This window comes from Tatumella ptyseos ATCC 33301, from assembly GCF_000735525.1.
GTDB classification, from domain to species: Bacteria; Pseudomonadota; Gammaproteobacteria; order Enterobacterales; family Enterobacteriaceae; genus Tatumella; species Tatumella ptyseos.
Genome location: NZ_JMPR01000004.1, coordinates 301543 through 317855, shown reverse-complemented (window position 1 = coordinate 317855; position 16313 = coordinate 301543). Strand labels below are relative to the sequence as shown.

Here is a 16313-nt window from a genome sequence, read left to right as displayed (position 1 = left end):
TCCAATAAAACAGACAGGCCATCCTCACGGATGGCCTTTTTGTTATGGAATTTTTATCACATTTTTTATTAAGTATGTCTGCGGGCACCGGGGAACCCTCCGGCGGCGGCGGCATGAAAAGGCAGAGGCCGCCCTGAGGGGCGGCCTTTTTGCATTCCGGGGGGGACTTTTTCAAGGTTCATCGCCCGGGCAGATAGCCCAGGGCTTCACAAAGTCTCAGGGCTTTCTCCGGACTCTCGCGATTAATGCATATTAGAGTTCGGGACACTCTGCCACTGACAATTCACGATTTTTCCGCTGGCGGAACAATCTCCGGTATGTACCACTTTGGTTTCCTGCGGTTTCTCTTTTTTAGATGCACAGGCTGTCAGTAACATAACACTGAGCAATAACAGACCGAATAAACGCACTTTATAATCTCTCCGTATTTATCTTTGAATATAGTAAACCACTTAGTATTTAATGTCCTGTCCGGACGACGCATGATCCCCGATGCTCCGGCTCAATAGCTGGCACAACCTCAGACCCGGAAGACGAGCAACGGTAAAACGCCGCCTGGCAGACAGGGCTTGCTTCCCGGGCCTGCCGGCTTACCACGATTTATCCGTTATCTGACGGATCTCTCTGAGTTTAACTGTTATTCTTATCAGACAGAATTTTCGGTTCTTGCCAGTGTGTCAGTTATAGAAAAAACACGCGACGCACTTTCGTGAATTATTAATCCGCCTGTAAATGCTGGCGGCTCATTGAACAGAGAGGTCGATATGTCTGGTATCTATGTAGTGTATTTTTCAGGATATGGCCATACTCAGCGGGTTGCGGAATATGTCGCTGAGGGTGCGCAAGCGAGCCTGATCGCTATCGATAACAACGGTGAAATCACAGAGCAGGACTGGGAGCGACTCAATAGTGCTGAAGGAATTATTTTTGGCGCGCCTACGTACATGGGGAATGTTCCCTGGCAGTTTAAAAAGTTTGCTGATGCCAGTTCAAAAGTCTGGTTCTCTCGTCTGTGGCACAATAAAGTCTTCGGTGGATTTACCAACAGCGCAAGTCTGAACGGGGATAAACAGAACACCCTGATCTTTTTCCAGACACTGGCCGCACAACATGGCGGGATCTGGGTGAGCCTGGGGATCTTACCGTCAAATACTACCGCGGCTACCCGTGACGATCTGAATAACCTGGGGGGATCCGCAGGCCCGCTGGTACAGTCTCCATCAGATGCCGGAGCTGATCGGATCCCTGCCGGTGATTTAGCGACGGCACGTCAGTATGGCGTTCGTGTAGCAGAAATTACAGCACGTCTGAAATCATGATCTGACGGCCTGCAGGATAGCATGTAAGCTGAAGGACCGTGATGTCCGTCGGCTAAGATATGCTCTCTGACCCTACCCCGGAAGCTCTCCGGGGTTATCTGCAACGACGGGTATTATTGCGCAGCGAGCTTGATCAGCCGGCCGACATTTTCGCAGGTTTGGGTGATATTCACCGCACCCTTGCGGAGCAGATGGGGCAGGCTATCAGCCTGCGGAACAATACTGAATATTGCGCCGATACCTTGCGGATAAAGCGCCTCCGTGCCCTCACCAATACTTCCGGTGATCGCTATCACCGGGATCCCCGCCGCTTTTGCTGCTTTGGCAACGCCAAAGGGCGTTTTCCCGAACGCTGTCTGATGATCAATTCTGCCTTCACCCGTGAAACAGTAATCAGCACCGATCAGTTTCTGGTCTAACTGAGAATATTGCAGAACAATGTCGATGCCTGGCCGAAGCGTGCATCCGGTAAACGCCAGCAGTCCTGCCCCCAGACCGCCAGCCGCGCCGGATCCCGGAATGTCAGCAACATTTTTTCCAAGCTGCCGGGAGATAACATCGGCGTAATGTCTCAGACTTTCATCAAGCCGGGTGACCATCTCCGGGGTGGCCCCTTTTTGAGGACCAAAAATGGCGGATGCCCCGGATCCCCCGCAAAGCGGATTAGTCACATCACAGGCTATCTGAATATTGACGGCTGCCAGTCGGGGATCCAGGCCTGAAATATCGATCCTCTTTAAGCGGGAGAGTGCACCGCCGCCTTCAGGCAGAAGAGTATCCTGAGCATCATAGAAGCAGACACCCAATGCTCTTGCCATACCGGCACCACCATCATTTGTCGCGCTGCCGCCGATACCGAGTATGATTTCGCTGACGCCTTTATCAAGGCAGGCACGGATCAGTTCACCTGTGCCGTAGGTGGTGGCCGAAAGCGGAGACCGGTTTTCACGACGGGTATGCTGAATACCGCTTGCTGAGGCCATTTCAATGATTGCGGTGCGGCCATTGCCGGTGATCCCGAAACAGGCTTCTACCGGCGTTCCCAGCGGACCGGTGACGATCAATGGATGGAGTGTCCCGCCGGTCGCATCAATCAGGGATTGCGTGGTACCTTCGCCCCCGTCAGCCATCGGAACATGAATAAAGGTGGCATCAGGGAAAACAGCCTTCAGCCCGCTTTCCATCGCAATGCAGACTTCTTTTGCCGTCAGACTTTCTTTGAAGGAGTCCGGGGCTAAAACAAAGGTGTATTTTTTCATAGACTCACTTTATTGCCTCGCTGAGGATACGGTTATGATAGTGGTTACCGTCAATGGGGAGCTATCTTTTTGCTCGTGCCATAACCGTTATAGCGAGAGAAGCCTTTCCCTCGACCTTATCTGTCCTGCCTGAACTGTACGATATAGTGCAAAAAAAATTGAGTTTGCCTGATATGACGGGTCGTAATCCTGTACAGATGTTTAAAAAAGCTTATTTTATAGTGTATTACATCACCCCATAACCTCAGGTTATACCGCTCCTACAGATAAGCATTTGCCCGGGCAACCGTAACGTGGAATTTTTGACTCACTTCTTTTGCGCTAAGTGAGATGAAAAGGCCATGAAAATTCCACAACCCTACCTGCTCTTCCTTGGTGATGTTACTGACCCTTTAGCGGCAAAGACAGCACGGGGCATCCAATACTGGCGGCCTGAGCAATGTATTGCTGAAATCCGCTTGCCGGGATGCAGTGTGAGTCTGGGGCTTGAAGAAATGTCGGTGGAGCAGGCAGCTTTGCAGGGAGCAAAAACACTGGTATTGGGGACAGCTAACGCCGGCGGATTTTTGCCTGAACATTGGCTTCCGGTCATCAGAGCTGCGATTGAAGCCGGAATGAATGTGGCTAGCGGTTTACATCAGCGACTGGGCGATGTTCCGGGACTTACTGAACTGGCAAATCACTATCAGGTTAGTTTATTTGATATTCGCCATACAGAGACCGAACTTACAGTCGGAACGGGTAAAAAGCGTACCGGAAAGCGTGTTCTCACCGTCGGGACGGATTGCTCTGTTGGAAAAATGTATACCTCGCTCGCACTGGAATCGGCTATGCGTGCACAGGGAATGAATGCAGATTTTCGCGCGACCGGCCAGACGGGAATATTTATCGCCGGAAACGGGATCGCCATTGATGCTGTGATCGCCGATTTTATTGCCGGGGCGGCAGAATTACTGTCTCCGGCGAATACCGATGATCACTGGGATATCATCGAAGGTCAGGGCTCACTATTTCACCCCGCTTATGCCGGTGTCAGCCTGGGTTTACTGCAGGGGGCACAGCCTCACTGGCTGGTGATGTGCCATGAAATGGGCCGCACGCATATGCGTCATTTACCTCACATTCCTATGGTCGATCCGGAAGACTGTTTGGCTGCTAATCTGCAGGCCGGTAAGGTCACAAGCGATAATGTCAGGCTGGCGGGATTCTCAGTAAATACCTCAAATTTCAATGAACAGGAAGCTAAAGCCTATTTACAAGATCTGAGTCAGCGTTTCGGTGTTCCGGCCACTGATCCGGTACGTTTCGGGATCACTGAAATAGCGGCATTACTGAAGGAGCGAGGCTGAGATGCGCCGGATGCAGATTGAGGTTGTGGATTTACCTCTCGCCCGTCCTTTTGCCATTGCCAGGGGAACAAGGACATCCGTCAGTGTTGTACGCGTCACACTGGAGGAAGCCGGTATTATCGGGCTGAGTGAATGCACTCCGACATTACGTTACGGAGAGACCGCGGAAAGCGTATGTGCGCAGTTGGCATTGCTTAAAGAAGCGGTCTGTCACGGGCTCCAAAGGGAAGAACTGCAACATATTTTACCCGCCGGGTCTGCCAGAAATGCGCTGGATTGTGCTCTGTGGCGTTTACAGGCTGGACGGCAAGGGCAGGACTTGTGGCAATCACTTCAACAGGTCTCACCCCGAAAAATAGTGACGGCAGAGACGCTGAGTCTGGATAGTACCGCCAACATGATTGCTGCCGCAGAAGATGCTGTTTCGCGGGGGGCAGTGTTGCTGAAGATAAAGCTGGATCAGGAAAATATTTTACAGAAAGTGGCAGGGGTACGTTCAGTGGCCCCGGAGAGCACACTGGTGATTGATGCCAACGAAAGCTGGGAAAACCAGGAGTTACCTTCTCTTTTTACGGCACTAGCGGATTATCGTATCGCCATGGTTGAACAGCCATTACCTGCAGGCCGGGATGACATTCTGCGTACCTTCCATGCCCCTTTTCCCGTTTGTGCTGATGAAAGCTGCCATACGGCAGAAGATATTGCCAGGCTGGCTGACCGTTATCAGATGATAAATATCAAACTCGATAAATGCGGTGGCCTGACAGAAGCATTAAATATGGTCAGTACAGCACGTGAGTTGCAGATGCGAATTATGGTGGGATGCATGCTGGGCTCGTCTCTGGCGATGGAGGCCGCTTTACCTGTCGCGACAGCGGCAGAGTTTGTCGATCTTGACGGGCCTGTCTGGCTGGCAGGTGACAGTTCGCCTTTTCTCTCTTATTCCCGGGGCCATATCTGGCTGTGATATTACAAGGAGCTCTCATGACTGATACCAATATTCTTTCTGATAATAATGAGAAGAATAAATCCGGTACAGACCCCGTCTTATCCGTACAGGGCCTGGATGTCCGGTTTAATAGCAGAAGTGGCACCAGTCATGCTCTGAAAGGGATCTCATTTGATATTTATGCCGGGGAAATTGTTGCGGTAGTGGGTGAAAGTGGATCTGGAAAATCGGTGACTTCACTGGCGTTGATGGGGTTGCTCCCGGAATCTGCCGTTATCGCTGGCGGAGATATGATATATCTCAACCGGCAATCTGATGAATGCCATCTGTCAGAGATGACTGCTGAGCAACGGCGTCAGTTACGTGGCCAGGATATGGCGATGATTTTTCAGGAGCCAATGACATCCCTGAATCCCGTACTGAAAATAGGCGATCAGCTGACAGAGGCTCTGCAGGATCATCATTTGTGTGGTCGTAAAGAAGCGCTCGGAAAGGCACGGGAGCTGCTTACCCGGGTCAGAATTGCAGATGTAGATCGCGTTATGAACAGTTATCCTCATTCCTTATCTGGCGGAATGCGCCAGCGAGTCATGATAGCTCAGGCTCTGATGTGCTCACCCAGGTTATTAATCGCTGATGAACCCACCACAGCTCTGGATGTCACGGTCCAGGCCCATATATTGCAGATAATTAAACAGCTTCAGTGTGAGAATAATATGTCGGTGCTGTTTATTACTCACGATATGGGAGTCGTGGCAGAAATTGCCGATCGTGTCATTGTCATGCTACGTGGTGAAGTTGTCGAGCAGGGGACTGTGGAACAGATTTTCAGCCAGCCCGGACATCCCTATACCCGGGCACTCCTGGCGGCTGTTCCCCGACTTGGCGATATGCATGATAAGGTCTGGCCGGAACGTTTTCCGCACGTCGGAGAAATGACCACAACTAATTCTGAGCAGCGCACTGCACGTTATGATTCTCCGCCATTGCTGGATGTCCGGGGACTGAAAGTCTACTACCCCGTAAGAAGCGGAATCCTCTCTGCGATCACACATAATGTTCATGCTGTCGAACAGATTGACTTTTCTCTCTGGCCAGGAGAAACACTGGCGATTGTTGGCGAAAGCGGGTGTGGTAAGTCAACGACGGGACGGGCATTGATGCGCTTGTTGAAGAGTGAGGCTGAAAGTATTTTTTTTCGCGGGAAAGAAATATCTGATTTAACTGATTCCGCTTTTCAGCCTATGCGTCGCGAAATACAAATGGTCTTCCAGGATCCTTATGCCTCACTCAATCCCCGTCTGACAGTGGGTTTCACTATCGCAGAACCTTTACTTTTACATGGTCTGGCGAAATCACTGGCAGATGCAACACCGCAGGTTCATGCCTTACTGGAAAGTGTCGGTTTGAAGCCTGAGCATGCCAGCCGTTATCCGCACGAGTTTTCCGGAGGTCAGCGTCAACGTATTGCTATAGCCCGTGCAATGGCACTCAAACCGGAAGTAATTATTGCGGATGAAGCGGTATCAGCTCTGGATGTTTCTGTCCAGGCGCAGGTGATTAATCTGATGATGGACTTGCAACAAAAAAGCGGGGTGTCATGGATTTTTATTTCTCATGATATGGCTGTAGTTGAACGTATTGCTAACCGGGTTGCGGTGATGTATCTCGGGCAGATCGTTGAAATAGGGCCACGGCAGGCCATTTTTAATCAGCCATCCCATCCGTATACCCGACGCCTTCTGACGTCGGTTCCGGTTGCAGACCCGACAAACCGGCCACTGCGCAGTTTTGATGACAGTGAAATTCCTTCCCCTCTTCGTAAAGCCGGTATCAGCATACCGAAAACAAAATATCGTCAGGCTGGTCCGGATCATTGGGTGGCAGATAGCCTTTTTCCTCTAACACAATAATACCAGGAGATACTATGACACTGTTTCGCCGCAGCTCACTCGCACTAGGATTATCACTGTTTATGGCCGGGGCTGCTTATGCTCAGGATTTGCATATATCGATGTACGCCGATATTACAGGAATGGATCCGCAGGACACTTCAGATAATATCAGTTACTCGGTGCAGAGCGGGGTATTCGAACGGTTATTTCAGTTTGATCCTGCCATGAAGCTCATACCCTGGCTGGCGACCGGTTATACCAGTAATGCTGATGCAACAGAATTTGTCCTGACATTACGCAAAGGCGTTACTTTTCAGGATGGTACTCCCTTTGATGCGCAGGCAGTTAAAGTTAACCTCGATCGGCTGGCAGATCAAAAGAAAGGACTGAAGCGTAACAGTCTTTATAACATGATCAGCTCAGTGACTGTGATCACTCCGAATCAGGTGAGGATTGATCTTAACCGACCTTTTGGGGCATTTATTAATACCCTCGCACATCCTTCTGCTGTCATGTGGAGCCCGGCAGTCCTGAACAAGTATCCTTCAGAAACTGAACTGCGTTTACATCCGGTGGGTACGGGGCCTTTTACGTTTGTTGACTGGCAACCAGGTAAAGAGGTTCACCTGGAGAAATACGCGGGTTACTGGGATAAAGGGTGGCCGAAGGTAGACAATGTGTATTTTTCCCCCAGCCCGGAAGATGCTACCCGTGTTGCTGAATTAAAATCCGGGCAGGTTGATGCAATTTATCCATTACCTTCTGATTTGGCCGTCAGTCTGAAAGATGATAGCAAGCTCGATATCCAGCGTGATCCCAGTATTTACATGTATTACATGGCAGTGAATAACCAGCATAAACCACTGGGTGATGTCCGTGTTCGTCAGGCGTTGAACTATGCGATAGACCGTGAAATTTGGTTAAAGGTTGCTTTTGCTGGTATGGGAACTCCGGCAACATCTGCGATGCCTGTGGGAGTTCAGTTTTATCAGAAACAGACAGATCCGAAGTATTCTTATGATCCTGCAAAAGCTAAAGCCTTACTGGCAGCAGCAGGCTACCCCCGGGGACTTGATCTTAAACTCTGGTGCACTAATACCACCTCTGCGGTCAGGGCTGCTCAGTTTCTGAAAGCTCAGCTGGCAGCTTCAGGTTTCAGGCTTACCATCACCCCGATGGACTCCGGTATGCGGGATGCAAAATTATGGGGTGTTACTCAACCAGCAAAAGCAGGATTTGACTTGTATTACGGTGGCTGGTCTACCTCGACGGGAGATGCCGACTGGGCTCTGCGTCCACTTTATGCGACCCAATCCTGGGTGCCTGTATCTTATAACGTTTCCTATTACAGCAATCCGGCTGTGGATAAAGCAATTAATGAAGGGCTGGCAACAGCAGATCCAGCTAAACGAGCTGCAGCGTATGCCGATGCACAGAAAATATTATGGAAAGATGCTCCGGTAACTTTCCTCGGTACCCCGGATAACCTGGTCGGAAAACGCAAAGATCTCAGTGGTGTTTCTATGCTCCCGGACGGAAATCTGCTGTTTACTCACGCGCAATTCCATTAAGCCATTTAAGCCTCCGGCAATGCATACCGGAGGCCTGAACAACAGGATAGCACCATGGTGACTTACATTATCCGACGCCTTCTGGAAATGATTCCTGTTCTGCTGGTGGTGTCATTACTGGTCTTCGGTTTTATTAAACTTTTACCTGGCGACCCAGCCAGAATTTATGCCGGACCGGATGCAACACAGACAGCCATTGAGGCAGCAAGGGTCCATCTTGGGTTAAATAATCCGCTACCCCAGCAATATTTTCACTGGCTTAACGGCGTATTACACGGTGATTTAGGTGTCACTTATCGAACTCAGCAGCCCGTCCTTGATGTTATTAAAAAAGGATTCATGCCAACGTTCTGGCTGGCCCTTGCCGGCTTTACCTGGTCTGTATTACTGGGATTATTTGTGGGTGTTCTGTCAGCATTAAACCGGGGGAAATGGCTGGACTGGTGTTTGATGAGCGGTGCGGTGGGGGGGATTTCTATGCCACCTTTCTGGCTGGGGTTATTACTGATTCAGTTCGTCGCGATGCCCTTTGGTATTTTTTCGGTAGGCGGATTCACTCATTGGTCTGATATTGTATTACCGGCGATCACTCTCGGCTCTTCTGTCGCTGCTGTTATGGCGAGGTTTACCCGTTCCTCTTTTTTAGAAGTTGCTCAGGAAGATTATGTCCGTACCGCACGCGCTAAGGGACTCCGGCAATCTCTGATTGTCTGGAAACATGTGATGCGGAATGCATTAATTCCGGTTATTACCATGCTGGGTCTGCAGTTTGGATTTCTGTTGGGTGGCTCAATTGTGGTTGAGAGTGTTTTCAACTGGCCGGGGCTGGGATGGTTACTGATTGAATCTATCAAGACACAGGATCAGCCTGTTATCCAGGCATTGGTTATGTTGTTTGTCTTTGAGTTTATTTTCATTAATTTGCTGGTAGACCTGCTATACGCGGTCGTTAACCCGGCGATCCGCCTGCGATAGGAGTCTGTGATGAGTCAGTCAAGTGAATCTCTGGCCAGGAAAGTCGTGGCCGAAACAACATTACGTTCTCCTTTACTGGATTTCTGGCAGACTTTTATTCGCAATCCCCTGGCAATAGTCTCCGGGAGTGTGGTTCTGTTATTAATCCTCATCGCCGTATTTGCACCCTGGATTGCCCCCTATAATCCAATGGCACCGGACTGGACGGCACTGTCTTCCCCTCCTTCGGCAGCACACTGGATGGGGACTGATGATCTTGGACGTGATGTGATGAGCCGGATTATCTACGGAGCGCGTATATCGCTTTATATCGGTATCGTTTCAGTCACTATGGGAATGATCGTCGGTATTTTCCTGGGACTTCTGGCCGGATATTACGGTCGCTGGATAGATATGTTGATCATGCGGGGCTCGGATGTGCTATTTGCCTTTCCCGGAATGTTACTGGCGATCGCTGTCGTTGCTATCCTGGGGCCCGGGCTGAACAATGTTATTATTGCCGTAGCAGTGTTTAGTATTCCGGTTTTTGCCCGAATCGTGCGTGCATCTGTCCTGTCATTAAAACAATCGGCTTATGTTGAAGCCGTGCGCTGTGCAGGGGCCGGTGACAGAGTGATTTTGTTGCGTCATATTTTGCCGGGCACTCTGCCGGGAGTCATTGTTTATTTTACCATGCGTATTGGAACCAGCATTCTGACAGCGGCCGGGCTTAGTTTTATTGGTTTAGGTCCGGAGCCGGATGTCCCTGAATGGGGCAATATTTTGGCGATGAGTCGTAATATGATGATGGCGGGTTACTGGCATGTTAGCGTATTTCCTGGTCTTGCTATCTTCCTAACGGTACTGGCATTTAATCTGTTAGGGGATGCATTACGCGATACCCTTGACCCCAAAATGAAACATTAAATTATGGTCGCAGATATCCATCAACAACAACAACGATTACTCTTACGGCACTGGCGCGAAACCCGCAGCCTTATGTATCCACGTTTTCCCTGTGGTCGGCATAATTTACTGAGTGATGTGCCCGGTGTGCGGGTTGGCCATAGTACCCTGGCTGACGGAGAACGCCAGACCGGGGTAACAGCGATCCTCCCGCCCGGAGATAATTTATTCCTGCAACCTCTGCCTTGTGGTGTGGCCGTGCTTAATGGTTTTGCGAAACCGGCAGGACTCATTCAGATCGAAGAATTGGGAGAGCTGCAGACGCCCATACTGCTCAGTAATACTTTTGCCGTAGGGACACTCTTTACCAGCCTGGTAAGTGAGACGATCAGCCGTAATCCACAATTGGGGCGTGAACTCCCGACAGTAAATCCTCTGGTACTGGAATGTAACGATGGCTGGCTGAATGATATCCAGGCATTAGCAGTCACCGGTGATATGGCTTGTGAAGCTCTTTCATCTGCCAGTGCGAATTTCAGCCGCGGAAGTGTAGGGGCGGGTCGCGGTATGAGTTGTTTCTCACTGAAAGGGGGGATCGGTAGTGCTTCGCGGGAAATACCTGCTTTTAATGCAACTCTGGGCGTATTGGTATTGGCTAATTACGGAACACTTGAGGCATTAACGTTGCAAGGTGTCCGGATGGGAGAGCTAATTTCACCTCTGCTTCCGGGGCTAATACCTCAGCAGGATGCAGGTTCAATCATTATTATTATGGCGACAGATGCACCTGTCGATGCCCGCCAGTTGAAGCGTATCGCCCGCCGCGCCGGTGCCGGATTAGGTCGTACCGGGAGTTACTGGGGACATGGCTCCGGGGACATTGCTGTGGCTTTTTCCACTCAGCGATTATCTTTGTCTGTGGATGATGCTCAGCTGGAACCTTTGCTGGCTGCAGCCGCGGATGCCACTGAGCATGCTGTACTGGATGCATTATTATCTGCACAAGCAGTGACGGGCTTCCGAGGTCATCATCGGGCGGCATTGACAGATGTTCTGGATTTGCTGGCATCAGCAGATTCTGTTTAATTAATCACAGACAGGATACAGGCAATGAAAATCTTTATTTCAGCCGATATTGAAGGCGTTGCCGGGGTAATGAGACCGGAACAGTGTTCTCCGGGGCATGCTGAATATCAAATGGCCAGAGGATTAATGGAGCAGGAAGTGAATGCTGCTATTGATGGAGCCTTCAGAGGAGGAGCGACGGAAGTTGTTGTTGCTGACAGCCACGCACAGATGACGAATCTTCGGGCCGAAAATATGGATCCCCGCGCTCGTCTGGTCCAGGGCAAGCCCCGGACATTTTCTATGATTGAAGGTCTGGAGCAGCAACATTTTGATGGAATAATGTGTATTGGTTTTCATACCGCCGCCGGTGAAAAAGGCGTACTTGCTCATACTATTAATAGCAGAGCCTTTTGGCGAGTGATGATTAATGGGCAGGTGATGGGCGAAGTCGATATTTATGCTGCCGCTGCCGCTGAACTTAACACCCCTTTATTGCTGGCCAGCGGAGATGATCACTTGCAACGCTGGATTTCTGAATATTATCCGCAAACTGTCTATGCTTGTGTAAAGCGTGCAATAGCGAATACTGCGGCAGAATCACTCAGCCCGGCCGCCGCCAGAGAATGTATTTCCGCTGCGGCCGGACAGGCTGTCAGACAGTGTTCGCAGGCTGCCGTATCGCGAGTGGCTGCACCTTACCGGCTTGAGTTAAACGTTACCCGTCCGGTGCTGGCAGATGTTTACAGCCTGATCCCCGGGGTCATTCGTGAAGATGGTGTCACTGTCAGCTACCAGGCGACTTCGATGAAACAACTTATCAGCCTGCTGAGTACGTTTTCTTATCTGGCTGCCACTCAGGGCTAAGTTTCATTTTCTGCAGAGCCACTGAATAACAGACGCTCCGTATAGAGCGTCAATTCTGTATATCATCCCGGGGTTCCCTTTTATAGTGCAACACCGTTGGGAGGATGGATCACATTGGCGATTATGGGTCAGTGGGTTTTCGTTTACTGTCTTTGTAACACTGTGATATTGCCGTTTTGCAGGCACAGCCTGAAATATTATAGGAATCGTGGATGAATATTGAATGATGGCGCGAAAATTGCTTCATTTTATAGCGATACCGGATTTTCCGGAACAGGACGTTGTAGGGAGCAATATCGTTATGAAATTACGCCATATTGAGATAGTTCATGCCATTGTTCAGGCCGGTTCCATTAGCGGTGCGGCCAGGTTGCTGAATGCCTCTCAACCTAACATCAGCAGGGTACTGAATTATGCTGAGCAGCAGCTTGGTTTTCCGTTATTTGAGCGTCGGAACCAGGGAATGTTTCTGACATCGGAAGGCCAGCAATTACTACCTGATATTACCGGGATATACGAAAAATTGTCCCTGCTATCCCGTAAAGCCGCTCAACTTAAATCGTCCGGTGATACGGTTCGTGTCGGAGCGGCGCATGCTTTCGGGCAAATCGTCATGACACCGGCATTAGTAGAATATCGTAGTCAGCATCCCTCAGGAGAAGTTGAATTGGCTACCGGGCATTTCGATGGCCTGTGCCAGGACTTACTGGCAGGTAAAATTGATTTTGCACTGACTTTTGGTCAGCAGGTGGATCACCGGCTATTGGCGGAGCCACTTTTCCAGTCTTCTTTAGTTGCTGTGTTGCCAAAAAATCATCCCTGGTCGGGGACTATCAGTCTGGAGTGGTTATCACAGAATAATTTACTGATGATGCAAAAGGAGGACCCGCTAGGAAAGGTTCTGCATCGGGCTTTATTACGTCATACGCTCTGCCCTCGCAATGCATTATTTATTAAAACATATTCTGTTATTGCTGATCTGGTTCTGGCGGGCGCGGGTGTCGGTATTGTTGACCTATTCACTGCCTGGCGTTACTCCGATCAGGTGAAAATATTACCGGTCGCTGAACCTCTGCCTTTTGAAGTCATGTTTGTCAGCCAGAGGGGAATACCCCAGTCTCGTGCAACGCTGGCTTTCAAACAGATCATTCGCGGAAAATTACGTGAGATCGCCGTACAGTACCAGCAACAGTTCTTACAATCTGCAGCCTGATATTGTGGTCTGCTGATATCCGGGTTTATGACTTACTGGCTGACAGTAGAGCAGTTTGTCAGGAAGATCGCCATCAGCAGAAGCTCCAGTCACGGGCCAACACTGTAACCCTGCCAACCGGGATATAACTCCGCCACTGAGTTTATCAATATGTCTAAACGTATCCATAGATAAACAGCAGTTCACTGGTGAACATAATCCTACAGCAGGGACAGGACTACGGATGAAACAGATGTGAGGATGACCCGTCCGGATCATAATGCAGGAGTAATGATGGTGTTACGGGCTGGTAGTTTTACTCAAAAGGTTCACCCGGTACCATAGAGAAGTAACATCGGTGACGCCCCCTCCGGTGACAGACAAGGTCTATCCGGCACTCACGAATCGCACACTGAAAGCACAGTCATTGAAGCCGCAAGAATATGATTATTGCGAAGAGTTAAATCATCTGCTTTCAGGGAATAAGATTAATACTTTATTTTCAAAAATTTATTAATCGCTAACGTTTTTCAGCCAGCTAAAGATAATTTTATCTTTCTGTGTTTTATTGCACTTTTCATAATGGCAGGTTTTTATTTTTGACTTTACTCACAGACTGTGAAGATGGAAATACATATCTGGATTTTTTTGTTTATATTTTCAAAGGAAGATATTGTGATATTTATATAGGAAGCTGTAAGCAGGATGACTCCTCCATTATTACTTAAAAGGAATTATAATGAGCAGATATCTGTTGTTTGTTGTTCTCATGTTCAATGCGCTGCCCGGTATTGCCTCTTCGGAGAGTCATTCCGATGAAATCACGCTCTATTTCGCCCGTCACGGTGAAACCCTGCTGAATACGTTAGACCATGTTCAGGGATGGGCGGACTCGCCTCTGACGGAGGAAGGGCAGCGTATCGCACGCTATCTGGGTGCAGGGCTGAAAGATATCCCTTTTGATAGCGTCTATTCCGGGGATAGCGGACGTCAGCGTAGTACGCTTGAAATTATCCTGCAGACATCCGGGAAAACCCGACTGATACCGACGGAATTATCGGGATTACGTGAGTCGTTTTTCGGCAGTTATGAAGGGTTACGTAACGAAGAAATGAGGGATGCCAGTGCGCGGGTTCTGTGCTTACGGGATAGTCAGGCATTGATGCAGGAAATGGCAAAGGAAAATCTGTCGATTAAACAACTGCAGAATGCCATCGCTGCGGCAGATCCTCAGGGGCTGGCAGAAAATTATCAGCAGGTGAAGGCCCGAACCCACGACGCAGTAAAACGTATTATTTCTGCAGGTATGGAAAAGCATGAGAAAAACATTCTTATTGTGACCTCGGGGATGACCATAATGAATTTAGTTTATGAACTGACGAATAAACCATTAGCAATAAAGCCTCTCGCAAATGCTGCTGTGGTGAAAATTAATTATAAAAACGGGGAATATCGTGTTATCGAACCCGGTACTCTGAAATATGTTGAGGCGGGGAAAAAATCCCTGGAAGATTGAGTCTCTGACTAACGGAATTCTATATCGGTAGTAAAAAGGATAATGCCCCTTTCAGGGAGAAGAGATATGGATATCAGGTATGGACTGCTGGTGGTTATTTTCCCACTGGGTGCACAGGCAACGGACATTGCTTTACGGCCTGAAGGCGAGGGCGGGGGAATGTTATCCCCCGTATCCTCTTTTTTTAAACAATCAGATATTGATATTTCATTAAAGAACTACTGGAAAGCACTTAATGAAGAGGAAAGCGGGGAGAAAAGGATCCACAACGCCTGGGGGCAGGGAGCCATGGTTGCCTTTCACTCAGGAGATATTGCGGGGATATTCGGTGTTGATGCCACCTGGAATTACGTGATCAAACTCGGTGCCACAGATTATTTTAATTCCCGTGGCGTGCTTTATAATTCAGGCCAGGGAAATAAAAGAAGTAATGCTTCGGGGTATCATAAATTTGGTCAGCGCAATCTCAGATTACAATACACTCAGGACGATCGCAGTGTTAAAGCACGATGGGGATGGCTGTCTCTGAAAGATATCGGTGTCATCTCGGATTCTTCCCGACTGTCAGTGACGACCTATTCCGGCGGGTATAGCCGCCTGGCCTACGGCAAGCTTTCACTGCAAGGTGCAAGAGTTACGAAATCGATGAGCCGCAGTTCGCCGGATAGTGAACATTTTCTGACCAATGACAAGAAAACGATCAATGCATTGAGTAGTCTGGATCTCCGCTGGGCAAATCAGATGTCAGATTTCAGATACGCCTGGGGGGAAAGCAGTGATTATCTCTCTCGTCATATTTTTCAGGCCAGCGTCAAGCCCACCCCGACGCTGACCCTGAATAGCCAGCTCTACCTCACCAGGGCATTAAGCCATTACCGGGAAATGCCGGAGCAACAGAAAGACTTTGATCACCGGGCCCGACATTTCACGATCGAAGCCCGTTCCACTACACCGTTCTGGCAGCTCCGCTGGGCAGCCAGCTATACCCGGGCCGCTAAAAAGTCAGGGGTAGGGACTTATCCTTTCCATATGAGTAAGAATTCACGGGGAACGTTCAACGGAATGGCGAAAGCAGGTAATGATTACAACAGGGATCGGGAAGCGGTACTCTCCGGTCTGGTGGGATACCAGTTAACGCCGGCATTGACCGCAGGCATTACCGGCAGTATTGCCCGTTTTAGCTATCAATCTGTGCCGGTGGTGACCGGAGAAATTAATGCATTTACCCGCTGGATTGTGCATCAGCCATCGTCAAAGGTACTGTCGTTGTCAGCCATGGTAGGGCCGGGCTGGTCATATCAAACCCTGAACGGGAAAACACCGAAACTGGCAGACGGGCGCCCTATACGGGCGAAGAGTTTCGCCTCTGAGTTTATCCTGGAATATAAGTTTAAAGGATTGTGATATTCAGTCACTGAGGCAAGCCCGTGTGGGCCGTACCTTTAATAACCGGAGTCTATCTGCGCGGGTA

General features: G+C 49.5%; 14 protein-coding genes. 12 read left to right on the top strand and 2 right to left on the bottom strand.

Translation table 11 applies throughout. The features are described 5' to 3' along the window. Positions 1–242: 242 nt before the first annotated feature. A complete protein-coding gene (locus tag GTPT_RS17390; RefSeq protein ID WP_156022687.1) occupies positions 243–410 on the bottom strand; it encodes a hypothetical protein in 168 nt (55 codons plus the stop codon). Positions 411–764: 354 nt separating this feature from the next. On the opposite strand from GTPT_RS17390, the gene GTPT_RS01495 reads away from it, so the two are divergent. Beyond that, positions 765–1319: a flavodoxin family protein gene (locus tag GTPT_RS01495; protein ID WP_025903776.1), complete on the top strand. Its 555-nt coding sequence runs from the start codon at positions 765–767 to the stop codon at positions 1317–1319. Between the two features lie 113 nt (positions 1320–1432). Here the strand turns inward: GTPT_RS01495 and GTPT_RS01490 are convergent, their stop codons facing one another. Then, positions 1433–2578: a glycerate kinase family protein gene (locus GTPT_RS01490; RefSeq protein ID WP_029990447.1), complete on the bottom strand. Its 1146-nt coding sequence runs from the start codon at positions 2576–2578 to the stop codon at positions 1433–1435. Between the two features lie 341 nt (positions 2579–2919). Here GTPT_RS01490 and dgcN point away from each other — a divergent pair, with 341 nt between their 5' ends. The 11 genes from dgcN (at position 2920) to GTPT_RS01435 (ending at position 16246) form a co-directional block, all read left to right on the top strand. Beyond that, positions 2920–3927 (top strand): N-acetyltransferase DgcN, encoded by a 1008-nt coding sequence (dgcN, locus tag GTPT_RS01485; RefSeq protein ID WP_029990446.1) that lies wholly within the window; start codon positions 2920–2922, stop codon positions 3925–3927. 1 nt (position 3928) lies between these two features. Beyond that, positions 3929–4894: an N-acetyl-D-Glu racemase DgcA gene (gene dgcA / locus GTPT_RS01480; RefSeq protein WP_029990444.1), complete on the top strand. Its 966-nt coding sequence runs from the start codon at positions 3929–3931 to the stop codon at positions 4892–4894. Positions 4895–4911: 17 nt separating this feature from the next. Beyond that, the gene (locus tag GTPT_RS01475) at positions 4912–6789 is read left to right on the top strand and encodes an ABC transporter ATP-binding protein (RefSeq protein ID WP_029990442.1); all 1878 of its coding nucleotides are present in this window, start codon (positions 4912–4914) and stop codon (positions 6787–6789) included. A gap of 14 nt (positions 6790–6803) precedes the next feature. Beyond that, the gene (locus GTPT_RS01470) at positions 6804–8342 is read left to right on the top strand and encodes a glutathione ABC transporter substrate-binding protein (protein WP_029990440.1); all 1539 of its coding nucleotides are present in this window, start codon (positions 6804–6806) and stop codon (positions 8340–8342) included. 54 nt (positions 8343–8396) lie between these two features. Then, positions 8397–9317, top strand: coding sequence for an ABC transporter permease (locus GTPT_RS01465; RefSeq protein WP_029990438.1), 921 nt, complete (start codon positions 8397–8399; stop codon positions 9315–9317). A 9-nt stretch (positions 9318–9326) separates the two neighbouring features. Beyond that, positions 9327–10223, top strand: a complete 897-nt coding sequence (locus GTPT_RS01460) for an ABC transporter permease subunit (RefSeq protein WP_029990436.1) — start codon at positions 9327–9329, stop codon at positions 10221–10223. Positions 10224–10226: 3 nt separating this feature from the next. After that, a complete protein-coding gene (locus tag GTPT_RS01455) occupies positions 10227–11288 on the top strand; it encodes a DmpA family aminopeptidase (RefSeq protein WP_029990435.1) in 1062 nt (353 codons plus the stop codon). A 24-nt stretch (positions 11289–11312) separates the two neighbouring features. Further along, positions 11313–12134, top strand: coding sequence for a M55 family metallopeptidase (locus GTPT_RS01450; RefSeq protein ID WP_029990434.1), 822 nt, complete (start codon positions 11313–11315; stop codon positions 12132–12134). 301 nt (positions 12135–12435) lie between these two features. After that, positions 12436–13347, top strand: coding sequence for a LysR family transcriptional regulator (locus tag GTPT_RS01445; protein ID WP_029990433.1), 912 nt, complete (start codon positions 12436–12438; stop codon positions 13345–13347). A 718-nt stretch (positions 13348–14065) separates the two neighbouring features. Continuing rightward, a complete protein-coding gene (locus GTPT_RS01440; RefSeq protein ID WP_029990432.1) occupies positions 14066–14842 on the top strand; it encodes a histidine phosphatase family protein in 777 nt (258 codons plus the stop codon). A 66-nt stretch (positions 14843–14908) separates the two neighbouring features. After that, a complete protein-coding gene (locus tag GTPT_RS01435; RefSeq protein WP_029990431.1) occupies positions 14909–16246 on the top strand; it encodes an OprD family outer membrane porin in 1338 nt (445 codons plus the stop codon). Positions 16247–16313 lie beyond the last annotated feature (67 nt).

Excerpts from the sequence above, each read along its gene's own strand:
- dgcA (WP_029990444.1), top strand. The coding sequence starts at position 3,929 with ATGCGCCGGATGCAGATTGAGGTTGTGGATTTACCTCTCGCCCGTCCT.
- GTPT_RS01440 (WP_029990432.1), top strand. The coding sequence starts at position 14,066 with ATGAGCAGATATCTGTTGTTTGTTGTTCTCATGTTCAATGCGCTGCCC.
- GTPT_RS01460 (WP_029990436.1), top strand. The coding sequence starts at position 9,327 with ATGAGTCAGTCAAGTGAATCTCTGGCCAGGAAAGTCGTGGCCGAAACA.
- GTPT_RS01495 (WP_025903776.1), top strand. The coding sequence starts at position 765 with ATGTCTGGTATCTATGTAGTGTATTTTTCAGGATATGGCCATACTCAG.
- dgcN (WP_029990446.1), top strand. The coding sequence starts at position 2,920 with ATGAAAATTCCACAACCCTACCTGCTCTTCCTTGGTGATGTTACTGAC.
- GTPT_RS01450 (WP_029990434.1), top strand. The coding sequence starts at position 11,313 with ATGAAAATCTTTATTTCAGCCGATATTGAAGGCGTTGCCGGGGTAATG.
- GTPT_RS01465 (WP_029990438.1), top strand. The coding sequence starts at position 8,397 with ATGGTGACTTACATTATCCGACGCCTTCTGGAAATGATTCCTGTTCTG.
- GTPT_RS01445 (WP_029990433.1), top strand. The coding sequence starts at position 12,436 with ATGAAATTACGCCATATTGAGATAGTTCATGCCATTGTTCAGGCCGGT.
- GTPT_RS01435 (WP_029990431.1), top strand. The coding sequence starts at position 14,909 with ATGGATATCAGGTATGGACTGCTGGTGGTTATTTTCCCACTGGGTGCA.
- GTPT_RS01470 (WP_029990440.1), top strand. The coding sequence starts at position 6,804 with ATGACACTGTTTCGCCGCAGCTCACTCGCACTAGGATTATCACTGTTT.
- GTPT_RS01490 (WP_029990447.1), bottom strand. The coding sequence starts at position 2,578 with ATGAAAAAATACACCTTTGTTTTAGCCCCGGACTCCTTCAAAGAAAGT.
- GTPT_RS01455 (WP_029990435.1), top strand. The coding sequence starts at position 10,227 with ATGGTCGCAGATATCCATCAACAACAACAACGATTACTCTTACGGCAC.
- GTPT_RS01475 (WP_029990442.1), top strand. The coding sequence starts at position 4,912 with ATGACTGATACCAATATTCTTTCTGATAATAATGAGAAGAATAAATCC.